The 26,747-nt window shown below is 50.1% G+C and carries 25 protein-coding genes and 1 other annotated feature; of the genes, 8 read left to right on the top strand and 17 right to left on the bottom strand.

Annotated elements, in window-relative coordinates; translation table 11 throughout:
- Positions 1-138: 138 nt before the first annotated feature.
- The 11 genes from leuD to argH all read right to left on the bottom strand — a co-directional run bounded on the left by leuD (position 139) and on the right by argH (position 14,429).
- Positions 139-651: a 3-isopropylmalate dehydratase small subunit gene (gene leuD / locus BM056_RS17785; RefSeq protein WP_092472915.1), complete on the bottom strand. Its 513-nt coding sequence runs from the start codon at positions 649-651 to the stop codon at positions 139-141.
- Positions 651-1,913, bottom strand: coding sequence for a 3-isopropylmalate dehydratase large subunit (gene leuC / locus BM056_RS17780; RefSeq protein WP_092472913.1), 1,263 nt, complete (start codon positions 1,911-1,913; stop codon positions 651-653). Before leuC ends, leuD begins: the two co-directional genes overlap by 1 nt.
- A gap of 218 nt (positions 1,914-2,131) precedes the next feature.
- The gene (locus BM056_RS17775; protein WP_092472911.1) at positions 2,132-3,667 is read right to left on the bottom strand and encodes a 2-isopropylmalate synthase; all 1,536 of its coding nucleotides are present in this window, start codon (positions 3,665-3,667) and stop codon (positions 2,132-2,134) included.
- A 16-nt stretch (positions 3,668-3,683) separates the two neighbouring features.
- Positions 3,684-5,351: a biosynthetic-type acetolactate synthase large subunit gene (gene ilvB / locus BM056_RS17770; protein WP_092472909.1), complete on the bottom strand. Its 1,668-nt coding sequence runs from the start codon at positions 5,349-5,351 to the stop codon at positions 3,684-3,686.
- Between the two features lie 254 nt (positions 5,352-5,605).
- On the bottom strand, positions 5,606-6,112 hold the full coding sequence (gene ilvN / locus BM056_RS17765; protein WP_092472907.1) for an acetolactate synthase small subunit: 507 nt from the start codon (positions 6,110-6,112) through the stop codon (positions 5,606-5,608).
- Between the two features lie 11 nt (positions 6,113-6,123).
- Positions 6,124-7,782, bottom strand: a complete 1,659-nt coding sequence (ilvB, locus tag BM056_RS17760) for a biosynthetic-type acetolactate synthase large subunit (RefSeq protein ID WP_092472905.1) — start codon at positions 7,780-7,782, stop codon at positions 6,124-6,126.
- A gap of 196 nt (positions 7,783-7,978) precedes the next feature.
- The gene (ilvD, locus tag BM056_RS17755; protein WP_092472903.1) at positions 7,979-9,649 is read right to left on the bottom strand and encodes a dihydroxy-acid dehydratase; all 1,671 of its coding nucleotides are present in this window, start codon (positions 9,647-9,649) and stop codon (positions 7,979-7,981) included.
- Between the two features lie 97 nt (positions 9,650-9,746).
- Complete coding sequence (gene ilvE, locus BM056_RS17750; RefSeq protein WP_092472901.1) at positions 9,747-10,625, bottom strand: branched-chain-amino-acid transaminase; 879 nt, start codon at positions 10,623-10,625, stop codon at positions 9,747-9,749.
- 4 nt (positions 10,626-10,629) lie between these two features.
- Entirely contained in the window at positions 10,630-10,857 is a 228-nt protein-coding gene (locus BM056_RS25880; protein ID WP_131820786.1) for a hypothetical protein, read from the bottom strand.
- 143 nt (positions 10,858-11,000) lie between these two features.
- Positions 11,001-11,250, bottom strand: a binding site (T-box leader).
- Positions 11,251-11,508: 258 nt separating this feature from the next.
- Positions 11,509-13,053 carry a DUF445 family protein gene (locus tag BM056_RS17740; protein ID WP_092472897.1) on the bottom strand — a complete coding sequence of 515 codons (1,545 nt, stop codon included), beginning with the start codon at positions 13,051-13,053 and terminating at the stop codon, positions 11,509-11,511.
- On the bottom strand, positions 13,050-14,429 hold the full coding sequence (gene argH, locus BM056_RS17735; protein ID WP_092472895.1) for an argininosuccinate lyase: 1,380 nt from the start codon (positions 14,427-14,429) through the stop codon (positions 13,050-13,052). Before argH ends, BM056_RS17740 begins: the two co-directional genes overlap by 4 nt.
- A 331-nt stretch (positions 14,430-14,760) precedes the next feature.
- Here argH and glpX point away from each other — a divergent pair, with 331 nt between their 5' ends.
- Positions 14,761-15,738, top strand: coding sequence for a class II fructose-bisphosphatase (glpX, locus tag BM056_RS17730; RefSeq protein ID WP_092472893.1), 978 nt, complete (start codon positions 14,761-14,763; stop codon positions 15,736-15,738).
- Positions 15,739-15,754: 16 nt separating this feature from the next.
- Here the strand turns inward: glpX and BM056_RS27695 are convergent, their stop codons facing one another.
- From BM056_RS27695 to BM056_RS17705, 5 genes are all read right to left on the bottom strand, one after another.
- Positions 15,755-15,967 (bottom strand): DUF4011 domain-containing protein, encoded by a 213-nt coding sequence (locus BM056_RS27695; protein ID WP_092472891.1) that lies wholly within the window; start codon positions 15,965-15,967, stop codon positions 15,755-15,757.
- Positions 15,968-16,059: 92 nt separating this feature from the next.
- Positions 16,060-16,254, bottom strand: a complete 195-nt coding sequence (locus BM056_RS17720) for a YwbE family protein (protein WP_092472889.1) — start codon at positions 16,252-16,254, stop codon at positions 16,060-16,062.
- 12 nt (positions 16,255-16,266) lie between these two features.
- The gene (locus tag BM056_RS17715) at positions 16,267-16,605 is read right to left on the bottom strand and encodes an arsenate reductase family protein (protein WP_092472887.1); all 339 of its coding nucleotides are present in this window, start codon (positions 16,603-16,605) and stop codon (positions 16,267-16,269) included.
- Positions 16,606-16,984: 379 nt separating this feature from the next.
- Positions 16,985-17,776, bottom strand: coding sequence for a protein kinase domain-containing protein (locus BM056_RS17710; protein WP_274377565.1), 792 nt, complete (start codon positions 17,774-17,776; stop codon positions 16,985-16,987).
- Between the two features lie 30 nt (positions 17,777-17,806).
- The gene (locus BM056_RS17705) at positions 17,807-18,124 is read right to left on the bottom strand and encodes a zinc ribbon domain-containing protein (RefSeq protein ID WP_092472882.1); all 318 of its coding nucleotides are present in this window, start codon (positions 18,122-18,124) and stop codon (positions 17,807-17,809) included.
- A gap of 374 nt (positions 18,125-18,498) precedes the next feature.
- Here BM056_RS17705 and BM056_RS17700 point away from each other — a divergent pair, with 374 nt between their 5' ends.
- Together BM056_RS17700 and BM056_RS17695 are read left to right on the top strand one after the other, a co-directional pair.
- On the top strand, positions 18,499-19,341 hold the full coding sequence (locus tag BM056_RS17700) for an SPFH domain-containing protein (protein ID WP_092472880.1): 843 nt from the start codon (positions 18,499-18,501) through the stop codon (positions 19,339-19,341).
- Between the two features lie 14 nt (positions 19,342-19,355).
- On the top strand, positions 19,356-19,550 hold the full coding sequence (locus BM056_RS17695; protein ID WP_092473004.1) for a type II toxin-antitoxin system antitoxin: 195 nt from the start codon (positions 19,356-19,358) through the stop codon (positions 19,548-19,550).
- Positions 19,551-19,631: 81 nt separating this feature from the next.
- Here the strand turns inward: BM056_RS17695 and BM056_RS17690 are convergent, their stop codons facing one another.
- Positions 19,632-20,450 (bottom strand): EFR1 family ferrodoxin, encoded by an 819-nt coding sequence (locus tag BM056_RS17690; protein ID WP_092473002.1) that lies wholly within the window; start codon positions 20,448-20,450, stop codon positions 19,632-19,634.
- Between the two features lie 422 nt (positions 20,451-20,872).
- Between BM056_RS17690 and BM056_RS17685 the strand changes: the two genes are divergently transcribed.
- The 5 genes from BM056_RS17685 to BM056_RS17665 all read left to right on the top strand — a co-directional run bounded on the left by BM056_RS17685 (position 20,873) and on the right by BM056_RS17665 (position 26,605).
- Positions 20,873-21,670 (top strand): IclR family transcriptional regulator, encoded by a 798-nt coding sequence (locus tag BM056_RS17685; protein ID WP_165613591.1) that lies wholly within the window; start codon positions 20,873-20,875, stop codon positions 21,668-21,670.
- On the top strand, positions 21,667-23,526 hold the full coding sequence (locus tag BM056_RS17680; protein ID WP_092472876.1) for a TRAP transporter permease: 1,860 nt from the start codon (positions 21,667-21,669) through the stop codon (positions 23,524-23,526). The genes BM056_RS17685 and BM056_RS17680 overlap by 4 nt, the downstream gene beginning before the upstream one ends.
- A 124-nt stretch (positions 23,527-23,650) precedes the next feature.
- Positions 23,651-24,664 (top strand): TAXI family TRAP transporter solute-binding subunit, encoded by a 1,014-nt coding sequence (locus BM056_RS17675; protein ID WP_092472874.1) that lies wholly within the window; start codon positions 23,651-23,653, stop codon positions 24,662-24,664.
- Between the two features lie 341 nt (positions 24,665-25,005).
- Positions 25,006-26,514, top strand: a complete 1,509-nt coding sequence (locus tag BM056_RS17670) for a sodium-dependent transporter (RefSeq protein WP_092472872.1) — start codon at positions 25,006-25,008, stop codon at positions 26,512-26,514.
- Positions 26,504-26,605, top strand: a complete 102-nt coding sequence (locus BM056_RS17665; protein WP_092472870.1) for a MetS family NSS transporter small subunit — start codon at positions 26,504-26,506, stop codon at positions 26,603-26,605. Before BM056_RS17670 ends, BM056_RS17665 begins: the two co-directional genes overlap by 11 nt.
- Positions 26,606-26,747 lie beyond the last annotated feature (142 nt).

Genomic DNA, 26,747 nt, shown 5'->3' with positions numbered 1-26,747 from the left:
AGTAGTCAGGAGTCAGAATTCAGTAGGGATCTCTCGCATTACACTTAATTGTGCCCCATAATTATTCTGACTCCTGTCTCCTGACTCCTGACTCTTTTTTTATTCTGACTCCTGTCTTCTGACTCCTGACTCCTTTTTTTATTCCGACTCCTGTCTTCTGGCTCCTAACTTCTGACTCACATAACCGATCAGGCCGCCGGCGGCTATAATTTGCTGCATAAACTCCGGCACCGGGGTGGCCTGGTACTCTTCATTTTTGGTCAGGTTCTTGATTACGCCGCTGCCGGGGTCCACCTGCAGCTCGTCGCCTTCACTGATGGCCTCGGCAGCTTGGGGGGACTCAAAAATCGGCAGGCCGATATTAAAAGCGTTGCGGTAAAAAATCCGCGCAAAGGTTTTGGCGATAACGCAGCTTACCCCGGCATATTTGATGGCGATGGGGGCATGCTCCCGGGAGCTGCCGCAGCCGAAATTTTTATCCGCCACGATAATATCCCCCGGCTGAACCTTTTGGGGAAACTCGGGGTCGGCGTCTTCCATGCAGTGTTTCGCCAGCTCCTCGGAATCAGATGTATTTAAGTAACGGGCGGGAATGATGGCGTCGGTATCAACATCGGCGCCGAATTTCCATGCTTTACCCTGGTATTTCATTAGGCCACCTCCCACGGTGCGGCAATTTTGCCCATGATAGCCGTGGCCGCCGCCACAGCCGGGCTGGCCAGGTATACTTCGCTCTCCGGATGGCCCATGCGGCCGACAAAATTCCTGTTGGTGGTGGCCAGAGCCCGCTCGCCCTTGGCCAAGATACCCATGTAACCGCCCAGGCAGGGCCCGCAGGTGGGCGTGCTTACCGCAGCCCCCGCTTCCACAAAGAGGTCCGCCAGCCCTTCCCGCATCATCTGCCGGTAAATCTCCTGGGTGCCGGGAATGACAATCAGCCGCACATTATTATTTACTTTATGGCCTTTTAAAATTGAGGCCGCTTCCCGCAGGTCCTCCATGCGCCCGTTGGTGCAGGAGCCGATGACCACCTGGTCGATGGCAACGTCTCCGGCCTCGCTGACCGGGCGGGTGTTTTCGGGCAGGTGGGGGAATGCCACCTGGGGTTCCATTTTGCTCACATCAAATTCATATATTTTGGCGTAGCGGGCGTCCGGGTCGCTCCGGTAAAAATGATAAGGCCGCTTGGCCCGCCCTTCCACGTACCGGCGGGTTATTTCATCCGGGGGCACAATACCGTTCTTGGCGCCGGCCTCAACGGCCATGTTGGCCATGGTCAGCCGCCCGTCCATACTCAATTTTTCAATTGCCGGGCCGGTGAATTCCATCGCCATGTACAGCGCCCCGTCCACCCCGATTTGCCCGATGGTGTAAAGGATCAGGTCTTTGCCGCTAACCCATTGGGGCAACTCGCCGTTAAAAATAAACTTGATGCTTTCCGGGACCTTCAGCCAGGTTTCTCCCAGCGCCATCGCCGCGGCCAGATCGGTGCTGCCCACCCCGGTGGAAAAAGCGCCCAGGCCGCCGTAAGTGCAGGTATGGCTGTCGGCGCCGATGATCAGGTCGCCGGGACCCACCAGTCCCTGCTCCGGCAGCAGGCAATGTTCAATGCCCATGTGCCCTACCTCGTAATAATTGGTCAGGTTGTGCCGGCGGGCAAATTTTCTGAGCAGCAGCGCCTGCTCGGCCGATTTTATGTCTTTGTTGGGTACAAAATGGTCCGGAACCAGAACCACCCGGTCCCGGTCCCATACCGTTTCTACTCCTATTTTTTCAAATTCGCGAATGGCCACCGGGGCCGTAATGTCATTTCCCAGCGCTACGTCTATTTTGACGTTGATCAACTGTCCCGGTTCAACCTGGTCCATTCCGGCATGAGCAGCCAGAATTTTTTCAGTAATGGTCATAGGCATTTCCAGTCACCTCATATTCAGGAGTCAGGAGCCAGAATTTAGGAGTCAGAATTTAATAGCAAAACGGATCTTCGGTTGTCATTCTGACTTCCGACTACCTATATTAAATATTTACAATTACTCGTTTCTAGTCAGCATTCAGTACTCAAGAGTCAGAACCCAGTTCCAGAAATCACAAGCTCTAGTTCTCATTCTGACTCCTGTCTCCTGACTCCTGACTACTTATCATTATTCTGGTTCTTTTTCTCGTAAATCATTTTGTTGACCGCATTGATGTAAGCCCGGGCGCTTGATTCCAGGATGTCGGTGCTGATGCCCCGGCCCATATACAGTCTCTCGCTGTTGTTTTCGGCAATACGCAGGGTAACTTCACCCAGCGCGTCCTTGCCGCCGGTAATGGCGTTGATGCTCCAGCTGTACAGCCGGCAGTTATAGCCGGCGATCTTGTCCACGGCCTTGCAGATGGCGTCAACCGGGCCGTTGCCACAGGCGGCCTCCTCCAGCAGTTCTTCCCCGTGGTTAAGCCCCACAGTGGCGGTGGGCACCACAGTTGTGCCGCTGCTGATGTGCAGGTAAGCCAGCTCGTAGGTGGGGGGCACTTTGCGAATTTCGTTTTCAACTATTGCTTCCAGATCCTGATCGGTAATTTCTTTTTTGCGGTCGGCCAGGTCCTTGAACCGGGCAAACGCTTTGTTTAACTCCTGCTCATTCAGTGCAAAGCCCAGTTCAACCAGCCGGGAGCGAAAAGCATGGCGCCCGCTGTGCTTGCCCAGCACCAGGTTGCCGTGGGCAATGCCCACCATCGTCGGGTTCATTATTTCATAGGTGGTGCGTTCTTTGAGCACACCGTCCTGGTGAATGCCGGATTCGTGGGCAAAGGCGTTTTTGCCGACAACCGCCTTGTTGGGCTGAATCTCCATCCCGGTGAGCTTGCTCACCAGCTTGCTGGTACGATAAATTTCCTCAGTATTGATACCTGTCTCCAACCCGTAGCGGTCCCGGCGGGTGTACAGGGCCATGACAATTTCTTCAATGGAGGCGTTGCCGGCCCTTTCCCCGATGCCGTTGATGGCGCCTTCCACCTGTCTCGCGCCGGCCAGCACCGCGGCCAGTGAATTAGACACCGCCAGGCCCAGGTCGTCATGGCAGTGGATGCTCAAAATAACCTTTTCAATGCCTCTGACGTTGTTCATGATGCTGCGGATAAATTCGGCAAATTCGTCCGGGGTGGCGTAGCCCACCGTGTCCGGAATGTTGATGGTGGTGGCGCCCGCTGCTATGGCTGCCTCCACCACCCGGCATAAAAAGTTCAGTTCACTGCGTGAGGCGTCCTCGGCCGAGAACTCAACGTCGGAGGTGTAGCCCCTGGCTCTTTTTATGCCGGCCACGGCAGCTTCAATCACCTGCTCCCCGGACATGCGCAGTTTATGTTTCAAGTGAATATCGGAAGTGGCAATAAAGGTGTGAATCCGGGGCTGGTCGGCATGCTTTACCGCCTCCCAGGCCCTGTCTATATCAGCAAAATTAGTGCGGGCCAAACCGGCGACGGTGACGCCCCGCACCTCGCGCGCAATGGTCTTGACGGCCTCAAAGTCACCTGAGGAAGTAATGGGAAAGCCGGCTTCGATGATGTCGACACCCAGACGGGCCAACTGCCTTGCTATCTCCAGCTTTTCATTTCTATTCAGGCTGACTCCCGGTGATTGCTCACCATCCCGCAGGGTGGTATCAAATATATAAACCCTGTTGCTCAAATTAATCCCTCCAGATCTAGCAATCAACGGCCTCGCTAATGGCCTTGCCGGCCAACACCATGGGATTGACGTTTTCCGCAGCGCAAATCAGGCAGTTCACCAGTACCGGGCCCGGGCTGTTAATGGCTTCCGGCAGCAGCTCATCAACCTCTTTTTCCGTACGCAGGGTGTAGTCCCTGATACCATAAGCCCTGGCCAGAGTAGCAAATTCCGGGTGGAATTTAAATTCCACCGCCATGTAGCGGGAATCGCAGTAAACCTGCTGCAGCTGGCGGACCATGCCTAGCACGTGATTGTTTAAGATGATTATTTTTAAGGGCAGTTCCTGCTCCATGGCCGTGCCCAGCTCCTGCATGGTCATTTGAATGCCGCCGTCGCCCACCACCAGGATGACCCGCTCACCGGGCCGGCCGATCTGGGCGCCCACCGCGGCCGGCAGGCCGAAGCCCATCGTACCCAGGCCGCCGGAGGAAATCAACGAGCCGGGACGCTTAAAGCAATAGTACTGGGCCACCCACATCTGGTGCTGCCCCACGTCTGTCACCACCGTAGCGTTGCCGCCGGTGATTTCATTTAATTTCTCTATGACGTACTGCGGCTTTAATTCGCCTTCCCCACGCCGGTAAACCAGCGGGTATTGTTCCTTCCAGGCCTCAATTTGCTCCAGCCAGCTGGTATCCTGCTTCTTTTCCAGCCGGGACAGCAGCTCCCGCAGCACCTGTTTCACATCTCCCACTATCGGGATGTGCACCTGCACGTTCTTGCCGATTTCCGCCGGGTCGATATCAACGTGCACCACCGCGGCATGGGGAGCAAACTCGGCCAGCTTACCGGTAACCCGGTCATCAAAGCGCGCCCCCAGCGCGATGAGCAAGTCGCAGTTGGTGACCGCCAGGTTGGCGGCCCGGGTGCCGTGCAGCCCCAGCATCCCCAGGAACAGCGGGTGATCACCGGGAAAACTGCTCAGGCCCATAAAAGTATTAGTAACCGGAGCATTGATGGTTTCCGCCAGAGTCAGCAGTTCCCCGCTGGCCTGGCTGTTAATTATGCCGCCGCCGGCATAGATCACCGGCCTGGCGGCGCGGCTGATCAGCCTCGCCGCCTCGGCTATTTGATTAGGGTGCCCCCGGTAAGTGGGTTTGTAACCCCGCAAATTCACCGAATCGGGATAATCAAATTTGATTCTGGCCTGGGCCACGTCCCTGGGCAAATCAATCAGCACCGGCCCGGGCCGCCCGGTGGCGGCAATATGAAAAGCGTTTTTAATAATCCTGGGCAGCTGCGCCGCGTCTTTGACCAGGTAATTATGCTTGGTTACAGGTATGGTGATACCGGTGATATCCACCTCTTGAAAGGCGTCGGTACCCACCTGGCTGGTCGGAACCTGTCCGGTAAACACCACCAGTGGAATTGAATCCATATAGGCATTGGCAATGCCGGTAACCAGGTTGGTGGCCCCGGGGCCGGAGGTGGCCATGCATACGCCGACCTTGCCGGTGGCCCTGGCGTAACCGTCCGCCGCATGGACCGCTCCCTGCTCGTGCCTTACCAGCACGTGCCGGACGGAGGAGTGGTACAGGGCGTCGTATACGTCAAGTATCGCCCCGCCCGGATAACCAAAAATCACTTCAACTTGTTCATTTTCGAGGCATTTGACCAGGGCTTGTGCAGCCGTAATCTCCATTGCAAGCCCCCCCTTGTTATTTTTTGTAGGAGTCAGAATTCAGGAGTCAGAATGATTTTTAGGGTAGAATTGAAGTAGGATCAGCTGGAGTCTTACGAATTCTGACTACCGGTTATTAAATTCTTAATAATTATTGTTTATAGGAATTAGGAATTAAAAGTCAGGAACGAGGAGTCAGAATAATTTTTCGGATAATTTAAGACTGGATTAATGAATCCTACTGAATTCTGACTCCTGACTCCTGAATTCTAATGTTATTCTCCGTTTTCCTGGAGAGCGGTGTATTTAAATCCCCTGAGCATGGCGATCTTGCCCGTGCGGACCAGCTCTTTAATGCCATAGGGCCGCAGGGATTCCTCAAAAGCATTGATTTTGCCGTCGTTGCCGGTGCACTCCAGGGTGACCGTCTTGCGTCCCAGGTCTACTATTCGGGCCCGGAAAACATCGGCAATTTGCATTACCTCACCCCTTTGGGCGGGGTCTACGTTTACTTTAATCAGCACCAGCTCGCGGTCAACATATTCGTCGGCTGTGATGTCATTAATCTTGATTACATCCACCAGTTTGTGCAGCTGTTTGTTTACCTGCTCCAGGATCCGGGCGTCTCCCTCAACCACTATCGTCATCCGGGAAACATCCGGGCTCTCTGTACGTCCCACGGCCAAACTATCAATATTGAACCCGCGCCGGCTAAACAAACCGGCTACCCGGGCCAGAACGCCCGGATTGTTTTCAACCAGCACAGCCAGGGTGTGCCGCATAATCACCCCTCCTATCCCAGCATATTATTAATGGCTTCTCCGGGAGGAACAAAGGGCATAACGTTCTCCTCCCGCTCAATTACAAAATCCAATACCACCGGCTTATCGATCCGGAGCGCTTCATCCAGAGCCGGCCGGACTTCAGACTTTTTATCCACCCTGATGCCTACGGCGCCATAGGCCTCGGCAATTTTTACAAAGTCAGGGTTATCCAGTTCCGTATATGAATAACGGCGGTCATAAAACAGCTCCTGCCACTGTCTGACCATGCCCAGGAAACCGTTGTTTAAAATGGCGATTTTAACCGGCAGCTTATGACTGACTGCGGTAGCCAGTTCCTGAATATTCATCTGAATGCTTCCGTCGCCGGCAATGTCGATCACTGTTTCGCCCGGGCAGGCCAACTGCACTCCAATGGCGGCGGGGAAGCCAAAGCCCATCGTTCCCAGTCCGCCTGATGAGATAAAGGTGCGCGGCCTGGTATACGTAAAGTAATGGGCGGCCCACATCTGGTGCTGTCCCACTTCGGTTGTAATCCTGGCATTGCCGCCGGTGGCGTGATAGATCTCCCTGATCACTTCCTGGGGCTTGATTCTGCCGTTTTCTTCAAATTCAATGGGATATTCCTTTTTCCACACCTGAATTTTATCCCGCCACTTGCTGACGAGCCTGGGCTGCAGGCGCCCGGCCAGTTCCCGCAGGGTGGTGCGCACGTCTCCCACCACGGGAATGTCAACACCCACATTTTTTCCAATTTCAGCCGGGTCTATGTCTATATGAATCACTGTGGCGTTAGGGGCAAAAGCCTCCAGCTTACTGGTAACCCGGTCGTCAAAGCGCACACCCACGCCGATCAGTAAATCGCACTCGGAAACAGCGTAGTTGGCATACTTGCTGCCATGCATGCCCAGCATACCCACCGACAGCGGGTGATTTCCGGGAAAGCCACCCAGGCCCATCAGGGTGGTGGCCACAGGGGCCAGCAGCATTTCCGCAAGTTTAAGCAGCTCAACATGTGCGTTGGCGCTAATCACACCACCGCCAGCATAAATAACGGGCCGCTCGGCTTCTTCAATCGCCCTGACGGCCCTGGCAACTTGCTCGGGATCTGGATCTGTTTTAACGTCATATCCCGGCAAATGCGCCGGCCCGGGGTCCTGATACTCCGTCTCACCCGCTGAAACATCCCGCGGCATGTCGATAAGCACCGGGCCCGGTCGGCCTGTGGTAGCGATATAAAATGCTTCACGTATTATTGTGGCCAGGTCTTTAACATCCTTGACCAGATAATTGTGTTTGGTAATTGGCAGGGTTATACCCGTAATATCAGCTTCCTGAAAAGAATCCCGCCCCAGCATTGAGGTCGGCACCTGGCCGGTAATAGCCACCAGGGGGACCGAGTCCATGTAGGCATTGGCAATTCCCGTCACTAAATTAGTAGCACCGGGACCCGAAGTGGCCAGGCAAACACCAGGTTTGCCAGAGGCCCGGGCATAGCCGTCGGCAGCATGGGCGGCGCCCTGTTCATGTCGGGTCAGGATATGGCGAATGTCAGCATCATATAAAGCGTCGTAAATAGGTAGCGCCTGCCCGCCAGGGTAGCCGAAAATGGTATCCACCCCCTCAGCCAGGAGACTTTCCACCAGGATTTGCGCCCCGGTTTTTTTCATACCCCTTCACCTCCGGTAAATTGTCAAACCGCCTCCGCCGGTTTATGGCCTCATTGGCAGGTAAACAGTTCTAATTAATCTACTTTAAGTCTATCATTAAAATATTTACAGTCTGTCAATTATACATTAAAGTTTCGTTAGTACTACAGCAGAAGATTGTTTATTTGTACAATGCTAACTTGATTCTCCTGACTCCTTATTCAAAGTCTTTTTTCAAGACCGCCCCGGTGCCGGCGGAGGTGACCAGTTTGGCATACCGGACCAGGTAGCCTTTGCGCACCCTGGGTTCCGGTTTGACCCAGCGGTTCATCCGGGCCGCCAGTTCTTCGTCGCTCAGCAGCACATTCAGTTTACATTCGGGTATGTTGATATCAATGATGTCCCCGTCCTGCAGTGCCGCGATAGGTCCTCCTTCGGCCGCCTCAGGAGTTGCGTGACCGATGGAAGCGCCGCGGGTGGCCCCGCTGAAGCGCCCGTCGGTGATCAGGGCCACATCCTTGTCAAGGCCAAGGCCGGCCACCGTGGCGGTGGGAGTAAGCATCTCCCGCATGCCCGGACCTCCTTTGGGCCCCTCGTATCTGATAATGATAACGTCGCCTTTTTGTATTTCCAGGTTATTTAAAGCCTGCACGGCTTCTTCTTCAGAGTTGAATACACGGGCCGGGCCGCGGTGCTGCAGCATTTCCGGCGCCACCGCCGATCTTTTGACCACCGCCCCGCCGGGAGCCAGATTACCGTAAAGGATAGCTATGCCTCCTGTGGAACTGTACGGTTCTTCCACACTGCGAATTACCTCCCGCCTCAGCACAGAGGCCGCGGCCACATTTTCACCCAAAGTCCGGCCGGTTACGGTCAGCGTGCTGCCGTCTATAAACCCGTGCTCGGACAGCTCCCGCAGCACGGCGGAAATACCGCCGGCCTCGTTCAGGTCCTGCATATAATGAGGACCCGCCGGGCTTAGCTTGCACAGGTTGGGAGTTTTTTCACTGATCCGGTTAATCTGGTCCAGCTCTATTTTAATATCGGCCTCACTGGCGATGGCGGGCAGGTGCAGCACCGTATTAGTGGAGCAGCCCAGGGCCATATCCATGGCCAGACCGTTGGCAAAGGCCTTTTCAGTAAGTATATCGGAAGGTTTCAGGTTTTCCCGCACCAGGTCAACCACCCGCATCCCGCTTAACTTGGCCAGACGGCGGCGGGCCGCGGAAACCGCGGGCAGCGTTCCGTTGCCGGGCAGCGCCATGCCCAGCACCTCTGTCAGGCAGTTCATGGAATTGGCGGTAAACATCCCGGCGCAAGAGCCGCAGCCGGGGCAAACCGACTCTTCATACAGGGCCAGTTCCTCTTCGGTCATCGTGCCTGCCCGCACCGAGCCAACGCCTTCAAAAATGTTGCTCAGGGAAAGATCCTTACCATTGAGCCGCCCGGCCATCATGGGGCCGCCGCTGACTACAATGGCAGGAATGTCCAGCCGGGCCGCGGCCATCAGCATGCCGGGCACCACTTTATCGCAAGAGGTAACCAGCACAATGCCGTCAAAGGGGTGGGCCATGCTCATTACTTCCACCGAATCTGCAATTAGCTCCCTGCTGGCCAGCGAGTATTTCATGCCAGAATGGTTCATGGCAATGCCGTCACAAACCGCGATGGCGGGAAATTCAAACGGAGTGCCGCCGTTCATTCTGACCCCGGCTTTGACTGCCTCGGTGATTTCCCGCAGGTGCATATGGCCCGGCACTATTTCATTGAATGAATTGACCACTCCGATCATGGGACGTTCCAGCTCCTGCCTGGTCAGACCCAGGGCATTGAACAGGGAGCGGTGCGGGGCTTTGTCCAGACCTTTTTTCATAGCATCACTGCGCACAATTACTCCTCCTTTTACGAAATAGCCACATCTTTTGCTGTAATAGAAAATAGCTTATTCGAAAGCTTCTTATGCATAAGTTTTATTTGAAAACAGTTTATTCAAAAATGACCGGTCCGTCCACTTTGGTTAATTCGCGGAAATCACCCAACAGTTCTTTGAACACCGGGCCGGGCTGGCCATTGCCAATAGCCCTGCCGTCCACCCGGACGCAGGGAATAAGTTCGGCTGCGGTTCCGGTTAGGAAACATTCGTCAGAAATATAAACATCATGACGGGTAAATACCTTCTCAATAACTTCAATGCCTCTCTCTCTGGCCAGGTCCATTACCGCATTGCGGGTAACGCCTTCCAGCATGCCTACATGAATCGGAGGAGTGATAAGTTTACCGTTCTTGACCAGGAAAATGTTATCCCCGGTAGCCTCGGCGACGTAACCTTCCTGGTTGAGCATAATTGCTTCGGGAACGCCGGCCAGGTTGGCTTCCATTTTGGCGTAAATATTATTTAAATAGTTAAGGGACTTGACCCTGGGGTTGCATGCTTCCGGAACATTGCGGCGCGTCGCCACGGTGATCATTTCAAGTCCTTTTTCATACAATTCTTCCGGATAAAGTTGAATTGAGGCGGCAATGCAAAAAATAGTCGGCCTTGGGCACTTGCGCGGGTCCAGACCCAGATCGCCCTTGCCCCGGGTAACCACCAGGCGGATATAAGCGTCCCGCAAATTATTGCGCCGCAGGGTCTCCAGCACCACTTCCTGCATTTCTTCAATACTGATGGGAATTTCCATAGCCAGCGTGCGGGCTGATTCATAAAGCCTGACCAGGTGGTCCTGCAGCTTGAACACCCGGTTATGGTAAGCTCTGATGCCCTCAAAAATACCGTCGCCATACAAAAGACCATGATCGAATACGGAAACAACCGCCTGTTCCTCGGGAACATATTTCCCATCCAAATAAATCGTAAGGCTCATCTTTTCACTCTCCTAATTCAAAATCTGCCATTAAAGCACCAATGTAAAAACAGCTATCGTTTCCATCATCCGCCAACACTTTTTCCAAACCAATCTCTACCCGGTTGCACCCGGTATTATAAAAGGGATTGACGACTGTTTTCACCTCCTGTGGCCAAGCAGGGAAATAAAAATAAGACCCCGCCGATATTTTCCAAGAGTGGAACCTATCCGCTGGGTCTTTTATCCCCACGGTGTAACCTCCGGGGATTACATCCCCTTTGGTCTGTACCGCTCGGTCCAGTCCCTCCCGCAGGAGGCGGAACCCTAGGTACACTTCCCTCTTTATAAAGGTGTATAAAATTAAAAACCTCCCGTATCTGGTTGGCACAACCAACCAGGGACGAGAGGTATAATCTCCTCACGCGGTACCACCCTGCTTGCCTCCGCCTCACGGCGAAAGCCTCTCAGCATGTCTCGTAAACACTACAGCGATAACGGGCCACTCCCGTCTTCGCTTACGGGAAGAACCTTTCAGCGAAGCAGTTCCAGGGCGATGTCATACCTGTTCCGGGCGCCGGTTTTCAGCATCCCCGGCTCTCTGTGGCACGGTTTTCCAGGCATTGCTCCCCTTCATAACTTTTACAGAATATTAGGAGTCAGGAGTCAGAATGAAAAAAACCATATTTAGGCCTTATCAATAACTAATTCTGAATTCTGAGCACTGATTACTGAGTTGGAATTGAAACTGATTTAAAAACTTTACTGTTTAGAAATCAGGAATTGAATGAACATGAAAAGAACCGTGTTCAGGACTACTGAATTCTGACTCCTGACTCCTGAAGTAAAACTTATTTTAAAAGTATACCGTATAATCGTTATATCGGTCAACAGTTTGTGAGCATTATTTGGCCAGATACTGCATTCCGACCATGACCAGTCCTAAAATGGCGCCCAGCAGTCCCCCGAGCCAGGTGATCGCCACCAGCTCGCGGCGCATTATGCCCAACAGCAGCTCCTCCACCTGCAGCACGTCTAATTCCTCCACCTGCCGGCGAATCATGGCGTTGACATCTAAAAATCTAACCAGGCCGGGGACCTGTTTTTGGACCAGAAAACGATACAGGCCCAGCGCCAAACGCCCGGGGTTTTCCCTGGCGTCATCCGGCAGCAGCTCCAAAACATAACTCATTTTAGCCTGCAGCAGCCCGTCGATACAGCGGTCTGCCAGCTGCTTAACTTTTTGGGCATACCCAGCGCTGCTTTGTGTTTGTTGCAACAGGCGGTCGAAAAACGACTCCAGCGCCTCCCACGGGCCGGGCTCACTGATGCTGAATATCTCGCGCCAGGTTTTATCACTGTTGCGCTCCACCAGTTGCTCAACAATTTCCGGGATCGACAGCCCCAGGCCGGGATTACGCATTTTTTCCAGCAGCCAGGAGGCAATCTCCTCTGCTTTTTCCTTTTTCCCCGCCTCATCCAGCGCCGCAGCAATATCAGCAATGCTTTTTTCCATAGCCTCATCCGCCAGCTGGTGCAGGCGTTTGATAATTTCCGCCCGGTTTTGCTCATCAGCCAGGAACATGGCTATTTCCGCGGCCAACTTTTCCGTAAGGGCGTCGGTGCCGGTTCCCAGCAGGCTGAAAACTCCGTTGAGCATCCGTTTTAACGCCGTACTTTCAAAAAAATGGTTTAACCTGTTTTTGATCGCCCGGTGTGCACTCCTGGAGGACAAGTACTGTTCAACGGCGCTGCCGATACGGGGGGCCTGGTCGTCAATAAACCGGTGCACCCCTTCTATTAACGCTTCCGGAAGGTATTCCCGCACAGTTTTGGGGCTGTTTAAAAAATCTTCTATTATATTAACCAGCCTGCTCCGCAAATTATCGCCCGCTTCACCTGCCAGCAAGCCGGCGTTGACCTGTTCCAACCATGCTCTAAACCGTGCCCGGCCGATAATTTCTATTGCAGGTCCCACTTGCTTGTCCAGAAGAGAACCGGTCAAATCTGCGGCGGCACGGGCGGCGGTCCGGCGAAATTCATCGCTCCGGGCAACGTTTACCGCGATGGTGGCAAACCATTGTTTTAAATCAGCCGCGGGCTGCTCACCGGGCGGCAGGGCCAAGGTTTCACCGACCGTCGCGTCCCGCCGGCGCATTTCAGCAATCCTGTTATCCAGGAAATGCTGAACTTTTTCTTCGGAATCCGGCCGCAGCAGGTGCTGCACTACTTTTTCCTCTGTCAGCAGCATTCCGCCCACAGCATCACCTATGCCTTTAGCCAGACGTGTCTTACCCCGGGGAATGACTCCCGGGGTAAAAGGGACATGCATACCCATCAGCTTTCTTTCATAAAGAGGCCGGAATAACATGCGAATAGCAATCCAGTTGGTAATATAACCGATTACGGCCCCAACCAGCACGGCCAGGGCAGCTTGCTGCCAGTTCATAATAAACCCACCCTGCCGCGCATTTTGGCAATGCTCTCCCGGACAGCTTCCGGGGCCGGACCTCCCGGAACCTTGCGGGCCGCCACACAATGGTCGATGCCAATGGCGCTGTAAACCTCTTCATCGATTACCGGTGAAAAACGGTTAAATTCCTCCAGGGTTAAATCATCCAAATTGCCTGCCCTTTCAATGCAATAGGCCACTGCCCGGCCGACTATTTCATGTGCTTCCCTGAAAGGCACGCCCTTTTCCACCAGGTAGTCGGCCAAATCGGTGGCATTGGTGAACCCTCCCCGGGCGGCCCGGGCCAGGTTGTCTTTTTTAACCCTCATCGTCGCCAGCATGGGGCGGAAAATAAGCAGACATTTTTTAACCGTATCCACCGCGTCAAACAGCGCTTCTTTATCTTCCTGCATATCCTTGTTATAAGCCAGGGGCAGCCCTTTGAGCATCACCAGCAGAGTGGTTAGGTCGCCGAAAACCCTGCCGCTTTTGCCCTTGATGAGCTCCGCCACATCGGGATTCTTCTTTTGCGGCATCATGCTGCTGCCGGTGCTATAGGCGTCATCCAATTCAACAAAGCTGAATTCACTGGTTGACCATAGGATTATTTCCTCGCAGAACCGGCTCAGGTGCACCATCACCAGCGCAGCGGCCGCCGCAAATTCCACTGCAAAATCACGGTCGCTTACGGCATCAAGACTGTTTTCGGTGATGGCGTCAAACCCCAGCTCCCGGGCCACGAATGCCCGGTCCAGGGGGAAAGTGGTCCCAGCCAGCGCTCCGGCGCCCAGCGGCATGACATTTACCCGCCGGCGGCAGTCCCGCAGCCTGTCCATATCCCGGTAAAACATCTGGCAGTACGCCAGCAAGTGATGGGCCAGGTTAACCGGCTGGGCGCGCTGCAGATGGGTATACCCGGGCATGACCGTATCAATATGCTGTTCGGCCAAATCCAGCAGGGTAACATTCAACTGCCCCAAAAGCTCCAGCACAGCATCTATTTCATCTCTGAGGTACATGCGGACATCCAGGGCCACCTGGTCGTTGCGGCTGCGGGCGGTGTGCAGCTTTTTGCCCACTTCACCGATTCTTTCTATTAAAAGCTGCTCGACATTCATGTGGATGTCCTCGGCGGATACGGAGAATTCCACCAGCCCGGCCTCAATATCAGCCAGTATGCCCTGCAGGCCGCGCGTTATTGTTTCCGATTCTTCCAGGCTGATTATGCCAACCCGGGCCAGCATTGCGGCATGGGCGATACTGCCGGTTATATCATATTTGTACAGGCGGCTGTCAAAGGATATGGATGAATGAAAATCATCCACCAGGCTGTCCGTCTCCTTTTGAAAGCGCCCTCCCCATAGTTTGGACATGCTACCACTCCTCAATCCAGGAGTCAGAAGTCAGGAGTCAGAATACACCAAGCCGGTCCTTTTATTCTGACTCCTGACTTCTGACTCCTAATATTTACAGATACTGACAGTTACCAAAAAATTATTATACCCCCGGATATTTTACCACATGCCAAGCCCAATATTATAGTAATCAGGTCGTTTTTTTAGAACAAATGAAATATATAAGCTGATTTTGACGAAAGCGTATAAAACATTTTCGAAAAAATGTTATACTAAATGACCCATTAGTTAATAAATATGTTAAAATGAAATTGTTACATGTAAGCTTTTAACAAAGGAGACGAGTTCAATGGAAAGAGAACTGACACTGGAACTGGTGCGCGTTACGGAAATGGCGGCGCTGGCATCAGCGCAGTGGATGGGGCGCGGGCGCAAAATTGAAGCCGACGACGCGGCCACCAACGCCATGCGGACCATGTTTGATTCAGTCTGTGTGAACGGAACCGTGGTTATCGGTGAAGGTGAAATGGACGAAGCTCCGATGCTTTATATCGGTGAAAAAGTTGGCAACTCGCAAACTCCCGAGGTAGATGTGGCCGTAGACCCCCTGGAGGGCACGAATATATTGGCCAAGGGACTGCCCAACGCTATGTCGGTAATCGCTATTGCCGACCGGGGCAACCTGCTGCACGCTCCGGATATGTATATGCAAAAACTGGCTGTAGGGCCTAAGGCAGCTGGTTTAATTAATCTGGATGACCCCATCGAAAAAACTTTGGAAATTGTGGCCAAAGCAAATAATAAGCGCATTGTTGACTGCACCGTAATGATTTTGGACCGGCCGCGCCACCAGGAATTAATAGAAGCTGTGCGGGGCGCGGGGGCCAGGGTGCGCCTGATCGGCGACGGAGACGTGGCGGCGGCGCTGGCTACTGCCTTTGAAGATACCGGCATTGACATTTGCGCGGGAATCGGCGGCGCGCCGGAAGGGGTTATCGCCGCGGCGGCACTCAAGTGCCTGGGCGGCGACATGCAGGCCCGGCTGGTGCCCGAGGACGATGCCGAATACCAGCGCTGCCTGAGCATGGGCATTCAGGACCCCAACCGCATCCTGACCATGAACGATCTGGTCAAGGGTGACGACGCCATCTTTGCCGCCACCGGAGTTACAGACGGAGAATTGCTCAAAGGCGTGCGCTTCCGCGGAGGCGAAATTGCCGAAACCTATTCGCTGGTAATGCGGGCCAAGAGCAGAACAGTTCGCACGATCAATACGGTACATAATCTGCAGTATAAACCGCACTATTCGCTGATCAAGGAAAAATAGAATAGGGTTCAAAAAGCTAAGGCCCGGGTTCCGGGCCTTCTTTATTATAAAAATTAATTGTTTTAGACCCTGCCGCCCCCCCCCGTCCCCTTAGTATTACCGGGACAAGCACGATAGGTGATGTTATTATCTGCTCAGATTCGTTAATCTCTTTCCATTTTAAAAAACCAAAGGAGAGATATAATATATTAACGCCTTGCTCTTCTATGGCGGTTTTAGCTTGATTTATTTTTCATTTATTTACCCCATACAATCAATAGCACCTGCCCGAAAGCAGATGCTCCTTATCTGTAAATATCTTTAAAATTACCCCGCTAGAAATCATTTTATAATTTCCTGGACTCTTCCAATCTGTCCATCGACAAGTCTTACCTTAATTCCTCTCGGATGTGTCATTGAGTTTGTTAGGACATCTTTGACCACTCCACGTGTCCTTTTCCCTGTACCTTGATCTTTTTTCAAAACAATCTCCACAGTTATCCCCGGATAAATATTTTTCCTATTTTGACCTTCCATAGATACCACCTTTTACTCCCAATTATTCCATACATCAGGACTATACCCAACTGTAGCATGTTTACCATTCCTGACAATTGGGGATTGATAAAGTTTTGGGTTTTTAAAAAGAATTTCTTCCGCAACGCTTCCAGTTCCAAGGCGGTGCATATTAAGCAGCTTATATTCCTTCGCTTTACTGTTTATTAATGCCCTTAGCCCTACTGCAGCTTTAACACTTGAAAATTCACCTTTACTTAACCCATATTTGGCCAGGTCAATATATTGGTATTTAATATTTCTTTCTTTAAAGTATCTCTCCGCCTTTTGTGTATCAAAGCATTTTTTCACACCGAAAATTTGGATATTCATTTGTTTTGCCCTACCTTCTTTCTATCCTTACCCACTCCAATTCAAACATAATCTAATAGACTTTTTTATGAATATGTCGCTCCTTACTAATATATTTATACCATGCTCCTGGCGCAAAAGCCTTGGACAATAGCGAAATTAATTAAAAAATTATACTAAATTTATTATTCGGGTCCACAAAGCCAAACCTATCTCATCGGGCCAGGATTTTGCCTCCAGCTTCCTTCAGATTCCATCTCGTGATGGACACCTTGCTCTCGGTTAATGGTTTCAACTGCCAAAAGCCCATAGTGGACTTTCACCGCCAAGTTGCTGCCCATGCCGGACGCACACGCAGCAAAGCCAAGGCTCGTTACGGGCCTTGGCTTTTTTAAAACAGCTACTGTATAAGCTCCAAATACAGCATCGCTTCCGGGGCCGACTTAAAGCCATTGTTCCGGCTGAGAAGCTGCTCAAGGAAGTTGATAAAGTCTTCAGATAGTGGCAGCACTTTCTGCCACGGTTCATTTAAATTTGGGTTTTCAATCAGGTTTGTAAAAAGGTCAACGCCTACAACTCCAACTCCGAAAAGATCACTGCCGGGCAAGATTTCTCTGCGCAACAGACGGTATGTTTCCGTTCCGGGAATCCTGTTAGCAGCTGAATAATTCAAGCAGTTGGGAGTGCTGTTATCTGAGCCGGCATTTCCCGGCGCAGGGTCCGGCACATGGGGGAACCGGGCAGGATTAAGATATCTTGCCAGCCCAAAATCCAAAAGGTAAATCTTACTGCTGTTAATCAATATATTGGACAGCCTTAAATCACGGTGTACAACAGCATTTTCCTTTTGGGGCGGACAATGCAAATAATCAAGAATAGTCAGCAGTTGAAAAAGCAGCGGCTTAACCCCGCCTTCATCAAATCTGTGGCCGTTGTGAATATGATAGCTCAGTGGCAGGCCTTCAATATATTCCTGAATAATGTAATGGACATCCTTAAAGGTAAAGGCATCAATAAACCCCGGTATCCGGGGGTGGTTTAAACGGCTGAGGATATCGGCTTCCAGTTTGTGCGCCAAAAACAGCTCGACATCCTCAGCTTTGTTGATCAATGCCTTTATAGCATATAAACTGTTGTTGCGCCTGGCTTTAATCACAACACCAAAACTGCCCCGCCCGAGAAACTCCTCGATTCTATAATCCCTGATCCATGGCTGTTCTTTTCATGAAGAAAATAGACGCCCCAAGAGTCCCTTCTTGCGTCCGCGGTGCCTGCCTGAACTGCTGCCGTGATAGCGGCCATGCGCATATGGAGGCTGATAGTGATCATCCGGCTGCCGGCGGGATGGCGCTTGCTTTTGTGCAGCAGGTCTATGGGATGCCTCCTTTAAGCTGCTGCCGCAATAGGGGCAAGCGGCCCATTCCGGCTGCAGCTGTTTATGGCAGGAGGGGCAGGAAAGGCTTTTATTTAACTCTATTCCACAATTGGGGCAAAATTTAAAATCTCCCTGTAGTTGTTTTTGGCAATTTGGACAATTCATAACGTAAACCTCCTTGGATTTAGCAATTAAGAATTAGTGATTTATTTTATAAAGCTCATATTGTTTAAAGTATACCACAAAAACACCAACCAGCAATCACGATCCAGAGCAAATCATCCCCATTTTACTGTTTTTGTTAAAAAAATCAATTGCAGTTCAGCCGGCAGCCGCCATGGGCTTGTCCAATAAATTACGTTTAAAAACCCTTATGAGTTTGGGTAACAAGGGGGCGTCCCCTTGTCATCGGATCATCGCCCCATTCGTCCGTACTGGTACTAAAGCAACTTTTTTATTTTAAAAACCAATTGCTTAAGTGGCATTAAAGTGATATCATATTGCTATCAAAATAATATTTTTTACAGGAGGGATACTCAGTGAACGAAAAAAAAGCTTTTGCAGTAAACGGCTTCCTGGCACTGATAGTGCTGCTAACCTATCTGGTTTGGTCCTTCTTGATCACCATTGGTGGTTCACCGTTTCCCGGTGTCCCAATGCTGATTCTGGGCATCGTTCTTTTAAGCGGCTTGACTATTGTCCAGCCCAATCAAGCCAGGGTACTGACCTTCTTCGGGCGGTACATGGGCAGCGTCAGAGCCAGCGGCCTGTGGCTGACCCTGCCGCTGACCATTCATAAAAAGGTTTCCCTGCGGGTGCGCAATTTCAATTCCAAAACCCTAAAGGTGAATGACATCAACGGCAACCCGGTGGAAATAGCCGCCGTTGTAGTTTTCAAAGTTGTGGATTCCGCCAAAGCGGTTTTTGACGTGGATGATTACGAGCAGTTTGTGGAAATCCAAAGCGAAACGGCTTTAAGGCATGTAGCCACTAAGTATCCCTATGACACCTTTGATGATGACGGTTATTCTTTGCGGGGCAATGCCGACGAGGTAGCTGATGAATTGGCCAGAGAACTGCAGTCCCGCCTTTCCGTTGCCGGAGTTGAGGTATTGGAGGCCCGGCTGACCCACCTGGCTTACGCCACTGAAATCGCCAGCGCCATGCTGCAGCGCCAGCAGGCTACAGCCATTCTGGCAGCCCGTCAAAAAATTGTCGAGGGCGCCGTGGGCATGGCTCAAATGGCCATTGAGCAGCTGCAGAAAAACAGCGTGGTGGAGCTGGATGAGGAACGGAAGATGGCCATGATCAACAATTTAATGGTAGCCATTGTATCCGACCGCGCAGCCCAGCCCGTGATCAATACCGGCAGTTTGTATTAATGGTTGGCGATACGATGCCTCCCAAAAAGAATTTTCCTCTGCGCATCGACCCCAAATTATATGAAGTGCTGGAGCGCTGGGCCGCGGATGAATTTAGAAGTGTCAATGCTCATATTGAATACCTGCTGCGGGAATCCGCCCGGAAAGCAAAACGTTGGCCGGCCAACACGTCGCAGCCGGCCAACGCAAAAGAAGACAGCCAAGTGTAAAAAAGCGCAGGACGGGGAAATTATATTTCCCGCTCTGCGCTTTTTGTATTGGCTTTGGCCGGCTTTCAAAAGATCAATCAATCATATAAATAATTCCGGTTCTCTCCGATCAGCAAAGCCAACTTCTAATTCATGTTTATGTCTTAAATAATCTTGATCATCATAATACTTGGCTTGCGTAGGGCATTTCTTAACACAGGCACCACATTTAATGCATATTCCGTTTAATTTAGATACATCCTCATCATCAATGGAACCCATAGGGCAAACATTGACACAAAGCTTGCAGTCAATACAATTGTCATTTGTTTTTGGACTAACCTTTCTAATATCAACAGCTATGCCCTGTTCATTTTTAGGCATGTAATATTTTCTATAAGGCCTATTTCCTTTTACAGCTACGGTTTGCATATTATCTTGAGTTGTTATTTTCGTATATATTTGATTGGCAAAATCACTTACTATAGCCATATCTTTTTCATCCGGCCTGTTTTGGGCAAGAATTTTGGAAAATGAGTGTTCTCCTATAAATGCACCCCCTGCAATAACTGTAAAACCGTTTAATTCCAAAATATCCTTTAGTTCGATTAAGGCATCGTCATAATTTCTGTTTCCATAAACAACCACAGGAATGGCCAATGCACCATTACCTGTAATGGAATTCAAATATTTCAGCAATACATTGGGAACTCTTCCCGCATAGACCGGAACTCCTATAATGACAACATCTTCTCCTGCAAAAGATACTGTTTCGTTCCTAACCCCCGGCAATGTAAAATCAATATTTTTTATAGCTATTTCCCTGTCAATTTTTTCTGAAATTTTTTCCGCCAGTCCGGATACTATTTTTTCAGTTGTACCTGTCGGACTAAAATACATTGTATTTATTGTTTTGTTCATAACCACTACCATTCCTTTCCTGGTGACACAAAAATCACTGAAAGATTTCTTTTAGATTAAGGCCCCCCTGAATTAATCATCCACAGATAATGTTTTTGAGTACCTGCCTGGTTGTAAGGTAATTATACTCTTTTTTTAGGGGTTGTCCGGTAAAAAATTATCTATAAATTTATCTATAATACAGAAAAGTATAAAGTTCTTCTTTATTGGTGGCAGCAATTGCATTCATTGGTATCATCCAGCCTGTTTGACAATTTAAACTTGACGCAGGACAGGCTGAGTGATAATCTAATTTTACTAATAGCGAATATTGCGTCCGTATCGTGATAAATTATTGATTTTTCACAAAAATTTTAATAAGGTTTCAAGAGACTGCTTGCATGCAAAAAAGTCCGAAGGAGGCTTTTATAGTCAATATTCATATGGATAAAAGCAAGGTAAATTCAGTAAAGAAAGCGCTGGCTATTTTGGAACTGTTCACAGTTAATGAGCCACAATTGTCTGTCAGTGAAATTAGCGAGAGAATGGACATGCCCCGGCCAACCATTTCCCGTCTGGTTAATACGTTAGTTGGCGAGGGTTATTTGAAACGAATTCCGGCAAGCCGTAATTACAGTTTGGGGATGAAGGTGTTTCATCTAAGCACGGTCATCACCAATACCATGACCCAAACGAAAATTGCCGCACCTTTGCTCAGGGATTTACGTGATAAATTGGGCGAAACAGTATACCTGGACGTCCTGGATGGATGTGAGCGGGTCTGCGTGCTGTCCTTTGAGGGCATCCACCTGCTGCGCACCGTAGTACCCTTGGGCCAGCGCTCTTACCTGTATGCCGGGGCAGATGCCAAGGTCATGCTGGCTTATCAGCCGGAAGATAAGTTAAATGACTTAATCTCAAGCATCGGATTGAAATCCTTAACCCAAAATACAATAACTGACCCGGAAGCTTTACAACGGGAGTTAATTAAAATCAGGCAGAACGGGTACGCCATAAGTGCCGCCGAATGCACTCCGGGCAGTGTAGCCGTCTCCTGCCCGCTTTTGGACCAGAATAATCAAGTAACTTCAAGCATTTCCGTTTCCTTTCCCGAAGTCAGGCTTACACAGAAGTTAGTTGACCGGTGCATTAAAGAGTTAAGGAGTATAGCTATCCTGATATCAAAGCAAATGGGGGTAAGTGAAAAAATGATCGAACTTACTTGGGGGGATGCCTGTTGAACAACAAATTGCATAGAGCCATAGCTACAGTAGTATCAATAGCAGCAGTGATCATGTCTTTATTTATTTTGTATACCAGTTTGACTACACCGCTTGTGGCCATGCGCCAGCGCGCAGTAATTTTGATGTTAAGCTTATTCATGGCTTTCATGGTGCATTCTTTCAGAAAAAAGCAGCCGGTTGGTTATTTTGATGTCTTTTTGGCATTGCTGGCTTTTGGGGTCAATGCGTATATAGTTATTAACTTCCATAACCTTGTCACCCGTATTGGCATGCCTAATACCACTGATTTATTGCTTGGGTTCATTTGTATCATACTGGTATTAGAGGGGACCAGGCGCTCAATAGGCTGGCCGCTGCCAATAGTCACTTCAATTTTCATCCTATATGCTTTGTACGGCAATCATATTCCGGGGCTATTTGGCCACCGCGGTTATGATTATGTACGAATAATCAACCAATTATATTTAACCACGGAAGGGATATTCGGTGTTCCCATCGGCGTAGTGGTTTCCATTGTCTTCCTGTTTATTTTATTTGGCTCTTTTTTAGAAAAAAGCGGCGGAGGGGGATTCTTCATTAACCTCGCCGTTTCCCTGGCCGGCAGAGCCCGGGGAGGTCCGGCGAAGATCGCCATTATTGCCAGCGGCCTGATGGGTACCATCTCCGGTTCCAGTATAGCCAACGTTGTAACAACGGGGAGTTTCACTATACCTCTGATGAAAAAGATAGGTTACCGGCCGGCTTTTGCGGCATCAGTGGAAGCAGCGGCATCCACCGGCGGGCAAATTATGCCGCCTATTATGGGTGCCGGGGCATTCGTCATGTCTGAATTCACCCAGATCCCTTACCTGACAATTATCGGAGCGGCCGCCATTCCGGCTCTGCTATACTATTTCAGTATTTATATGAATGTGCACTTTGAAGCCTGCCGTCAGGGCCTGGAGGGAATGCCGGAGGATGAGGTCCCCAAAACTAAGCAGGTGCTCAAGGACGGTTACGTCTACTTACTTCCCATCATTGCTCTGATAGTTATACTAATTCTGGGTTACAGCCCGGCCCGGGCGGCCTTGATCGGCATGGCCCTGTTAATTGTCGCCGGTATGTTAAGATCTTCAACACGCATGAGCTTGAAAGATTTCTGGGAAGCGCTGGAGAGCGCCGGCACGACCACTTTTTCCATTGTAGCGGCAACAGCCTGCGCCGGTATGATTGTAGGCATAGTCAGCATGACCGGCCTCGGGATTAAATTTTCCAATCTTATAGGCTCCATGTCCGGCGGCCTCGAAATTCTGGCACTGTTCTTTACCATGCTGGCCTGTCTTATTTTAGGTATGGCGCTGCCGACAACCGCCAACTATATCGTTCAGGCCGCCATTACTGCTCCTGCGTTGGTGGCCCTTGGCCTTCCTGTTTTAACAGCCCATTTGTTCGTATTCTATTTCGGAGTATTTGCCGATATCACTCCTCCGGTTTGCCTGGCGGCGTTTGCCGGAGCCAGCATTGCCAAGGCCAATCCCATGCAAACCGGCCTAAACGCCACCCGCAACGTAACAGTGGCTTACCTGATACCTTACCTGTTTGTGTTTTTCCCTGCTTTGTTGGGGCATGCCCCGGCACCGGAGGTGATTTTGGCTATCGTTACAGCTATATTGGCGGTTATAGCTTTTAGCTCTTCTTTCTCAGGATTCTTAGACCGGCGGTCTACCGGGATGGAAAGGTTTTTGTTAATTGCAGCCGGTTGCCTGCTTATAGTGCCCGAGCATGTAAGCGACTTGGCCGGTGCCGCACTGCTTACGGCTTTATACTTCAAACAGCGGCTTAACAAAGGCGGTATTACAGCATCCGGCAAGTAAACCGGCTAAATTGTTGCAAAATGACTTAAATCGGAGGTGATTGTTCAGAAAGAGGAACCAAAAATGCGGCCTTCCATTGAAGTTGATGCTTTAAAAAAATTTTTAAGGAGGGACTATTGATCTTATGAAAAAATTTAGTAAGTTGATTGCTATTCTTAGTGTGCTGGCATTAATGGCGGTCGTGCTTGCAGGCTGCGGCGGCAGCGGCGGCAACAGCGGCAGCGACGAGGACCAAAGCGCTGCGGAAAACCCGACTAACCTATCTATGTCCACCGGTTCCACCAGCGGTACATATTATCCCCTTGGTACTGCAATTGCAAACGTTCTTACCAATAGCGACCTGGGGATTAATATGACAGCCGAAGCCACAGGCGGCTCTGTGGAAAACGCCAGGTTTTTAGGACAAAAACAAAGCGATATCGGCTTTGTGGAATCCCTGGTTGCCGATGAGGCTTATAACGGTACGGATATGTTCGGCGGCACCAAAATTGAAAACATCCGCGGGCTGATATCTTTGTACCCCAACACCATTCAGGTAGTGGTTAAAAAGGATTCAGGCATTCAAACTTTTTCCGATTTGAAAGGCAAAAGGGTAGCCTGCGGTATCCAGGGCAGTTCCAGCCCGCTTAACCTGCAGTTTGTTTTAGAAGCTTACGATATGAGCATGGATGATATCAAGCCGGAGTACCTGTCTTTCGGACAAGGTATGGACCTTTTAAAGGACAACCAATTGGATGCGGTATTAGTTGACGCCGGAGCACCGAATTCAGCGATAATTGATATCAGCACTCAGCATGAAATTCACATTCTTTCTATAGAACCTGAAAAAATTGCCCAAATTAAAGAAAAATACCCATACTTCTCCGACCCGGTAACAATCCCGGCCGGAACTTATAAAGGCGTTGACGAGGATGTAATAACCACCGGGTCCAAGGTAACACTTTGCACTCGTGCGGAACTCTCCGAGGATTTAATATATAACATTTTAAAAGCTATCTTTGACAACAAAGATAAGATTACCCAAGTCCATGAAAAAGGCAGCAGCATTGATCTTGAACAAGCCACCGATGCCATTTCCATACCGCTGCACCCGGGTGCCGTCAAATACTACCAGGAACAGGGATTGGATGTTAAGTAATCTGGCTAAAAAAAAATAAAAATAAGTCTGATTCTAACCGATCAGACTTATTTTTTTGACCAGGGGAATCAGATTGCTGCCTTGCGCACACATAAAAATAACTGCCGCAGAGCACCTGCGGCATTTTAGATCTAACCAAGTCTTAGCGAAGCATTGCGGCTTTACTGAGAATCACCCCTGTTATAATTGGATTTACCGGGCTGGAATGTGCTAGAATATATGGTGTTGCACGATACAATAAATTCATTAGTCATTTGGACAAGGAGATGGTTTTATCAATTAATCTGTCATTTTCTCTTGTTGGCATCCGTTTTCAGTAATTGTACAAGGAGGTAATTAACATGGAACAACGGGAACAATGGGGCAGCCGGATAGGTTTCGTTATTGCTGCAGTGGGTTCCGCAGTAGGTTTAGGCAACATCTGGCGGTTCCCCTATATGGTAGCGGATAATGGCGGTGGCATATTCTTTCTTGTTTACTTATTTGCACTGTTAACTGCCGGTATTCCAATTATGATTCTGGAATTTGGCATCGGCCACAAGTATCGTGGCGGAGCGCCTTTAAGCTTTGCCAAAATGAACCGTAAGTTTGAATGGCTTGGTTGGTGGCAAATAATTGTATGTTTCTTTATTGCGGTCTATTATGTTCTTGTTATCGCGTGGGCCATGAGCTATGTATATCATTCATTATCTTTGGGTTATGCCGATGACCCCCAAAATTTCTTCTTTGGCAACGTGCTGGGCTTAACAGGCGGGCCTTTTGAGCTTGGCGGCATACAAACCCAACTGTTAATTCCTTTGGTGCTGGCCTGGGTTATCACCTTCCTGACCATTTACACCGGCGTTAAAGCCGGTATTGAAAGAATCGCCAAAGTACTAATCCCTATTTTATTCTTAATGATCGTAATCATTGCTGTGCGCGGTATTACCCTGCCCGGTTCCGCCGCGGGCTTAAACTTTATGTTTGAACCCGACTTCAGCAGGTTATTTGATTTTAAAGTTTGGACAGCAGCCTATGGTCAAATTTTCTTTGATTTAAGTATTGCATTTGCTATTATGATTACTTATTCCAGTTACCTGCCCAAGAAATCAGATATCACCGGCAACGCGTTTGCAACATGTTTTACCAACTGTGGTTTTAGTTTGCTGGCCGGTATTGCCGTATTCAGCATCCTGGGACACATGGCTCATTCCCAGGGTGTGGCGGTTAAAGAAGTTGCCGGCGCCGGCGTGGGTTTGGCTTTTGTGACATTCCCGGCAGCTATCGCCACCATCGGGGGAATGGCGCCGTTATTTGGCATATTGTTCTTCCTGGCCTTAACCTTTGCAGGCCTGACTTCATTAATCTCCATTAACGAGGCCGCAATTGCCGCTCTGATGGATAAGCTGGATATGAACCGTCAAAAAGTTACAATTATTTATACCGGTGTTGCAGCGATCTGCAGCTTATTGATTGCCACCGGCGCCGGATTGTACATTCTTGATATTGTCGACCACTTTACCAATAACTTTGGCATTGTGTTCGGTGGTTTACTCCAGGTTTTACTGGTTGGCTGGTTTTTTAACCTTAACTCACTGCAAGACCATATTAATTCAGCATCACAAATCAAAGCCGGCTCCTGGTGGGTATTCTGCATTAAATTTGTCACACCGTTAGTAGCGGGCTATACCGGCATTATGACCCTTATCAGCGATATCAAAGCACCCTATGAAGGCTACCCTCAGGAAGCGCTGCTGCTAATGGGATGGCTGGTGCTGGCAGTAATTATTGCCGGCGGATTTCTACTTTCCACCCTAAAATGGAAAAATGAACAGTACTTAATCGAGGGGGTAAAAAATAATGTCAGGTAGTGCAATTGCTATGATGATTGTCGCCATGGTTTTACTTTGGGGCGGCTCCGCCTATTTCTTAAGTAAAATAATTAAAAGCAAATCTTTCTAGCGCGGTTGTTGCCTGCTAACTTCGTTTCATTCATAACAGAAAGTGACAAGGGGACAGGTACTCTGTCCCCTTGTGCAACCGCAACAAGAAAAGCGCGCTGCGTTTTTCCTTAACCCCGGCCATATCTACGACCGGTGCGATA

The organism is Desulfotruncus arcticus DSM 17038 (genome assembly GCF_900113335.1).
Taxonomy (GTDB): Bacteria; Bacillota; Desulfotomaculia; order Desulfotomaculales; family Desulfallaceae; genus Desulfotruncus; species Desulfotruncus arcticus.
Note: the sequence above shows the minus strand (reverse complement) of the source record. Positions and strands in the feature narration are given on the sequence as shown.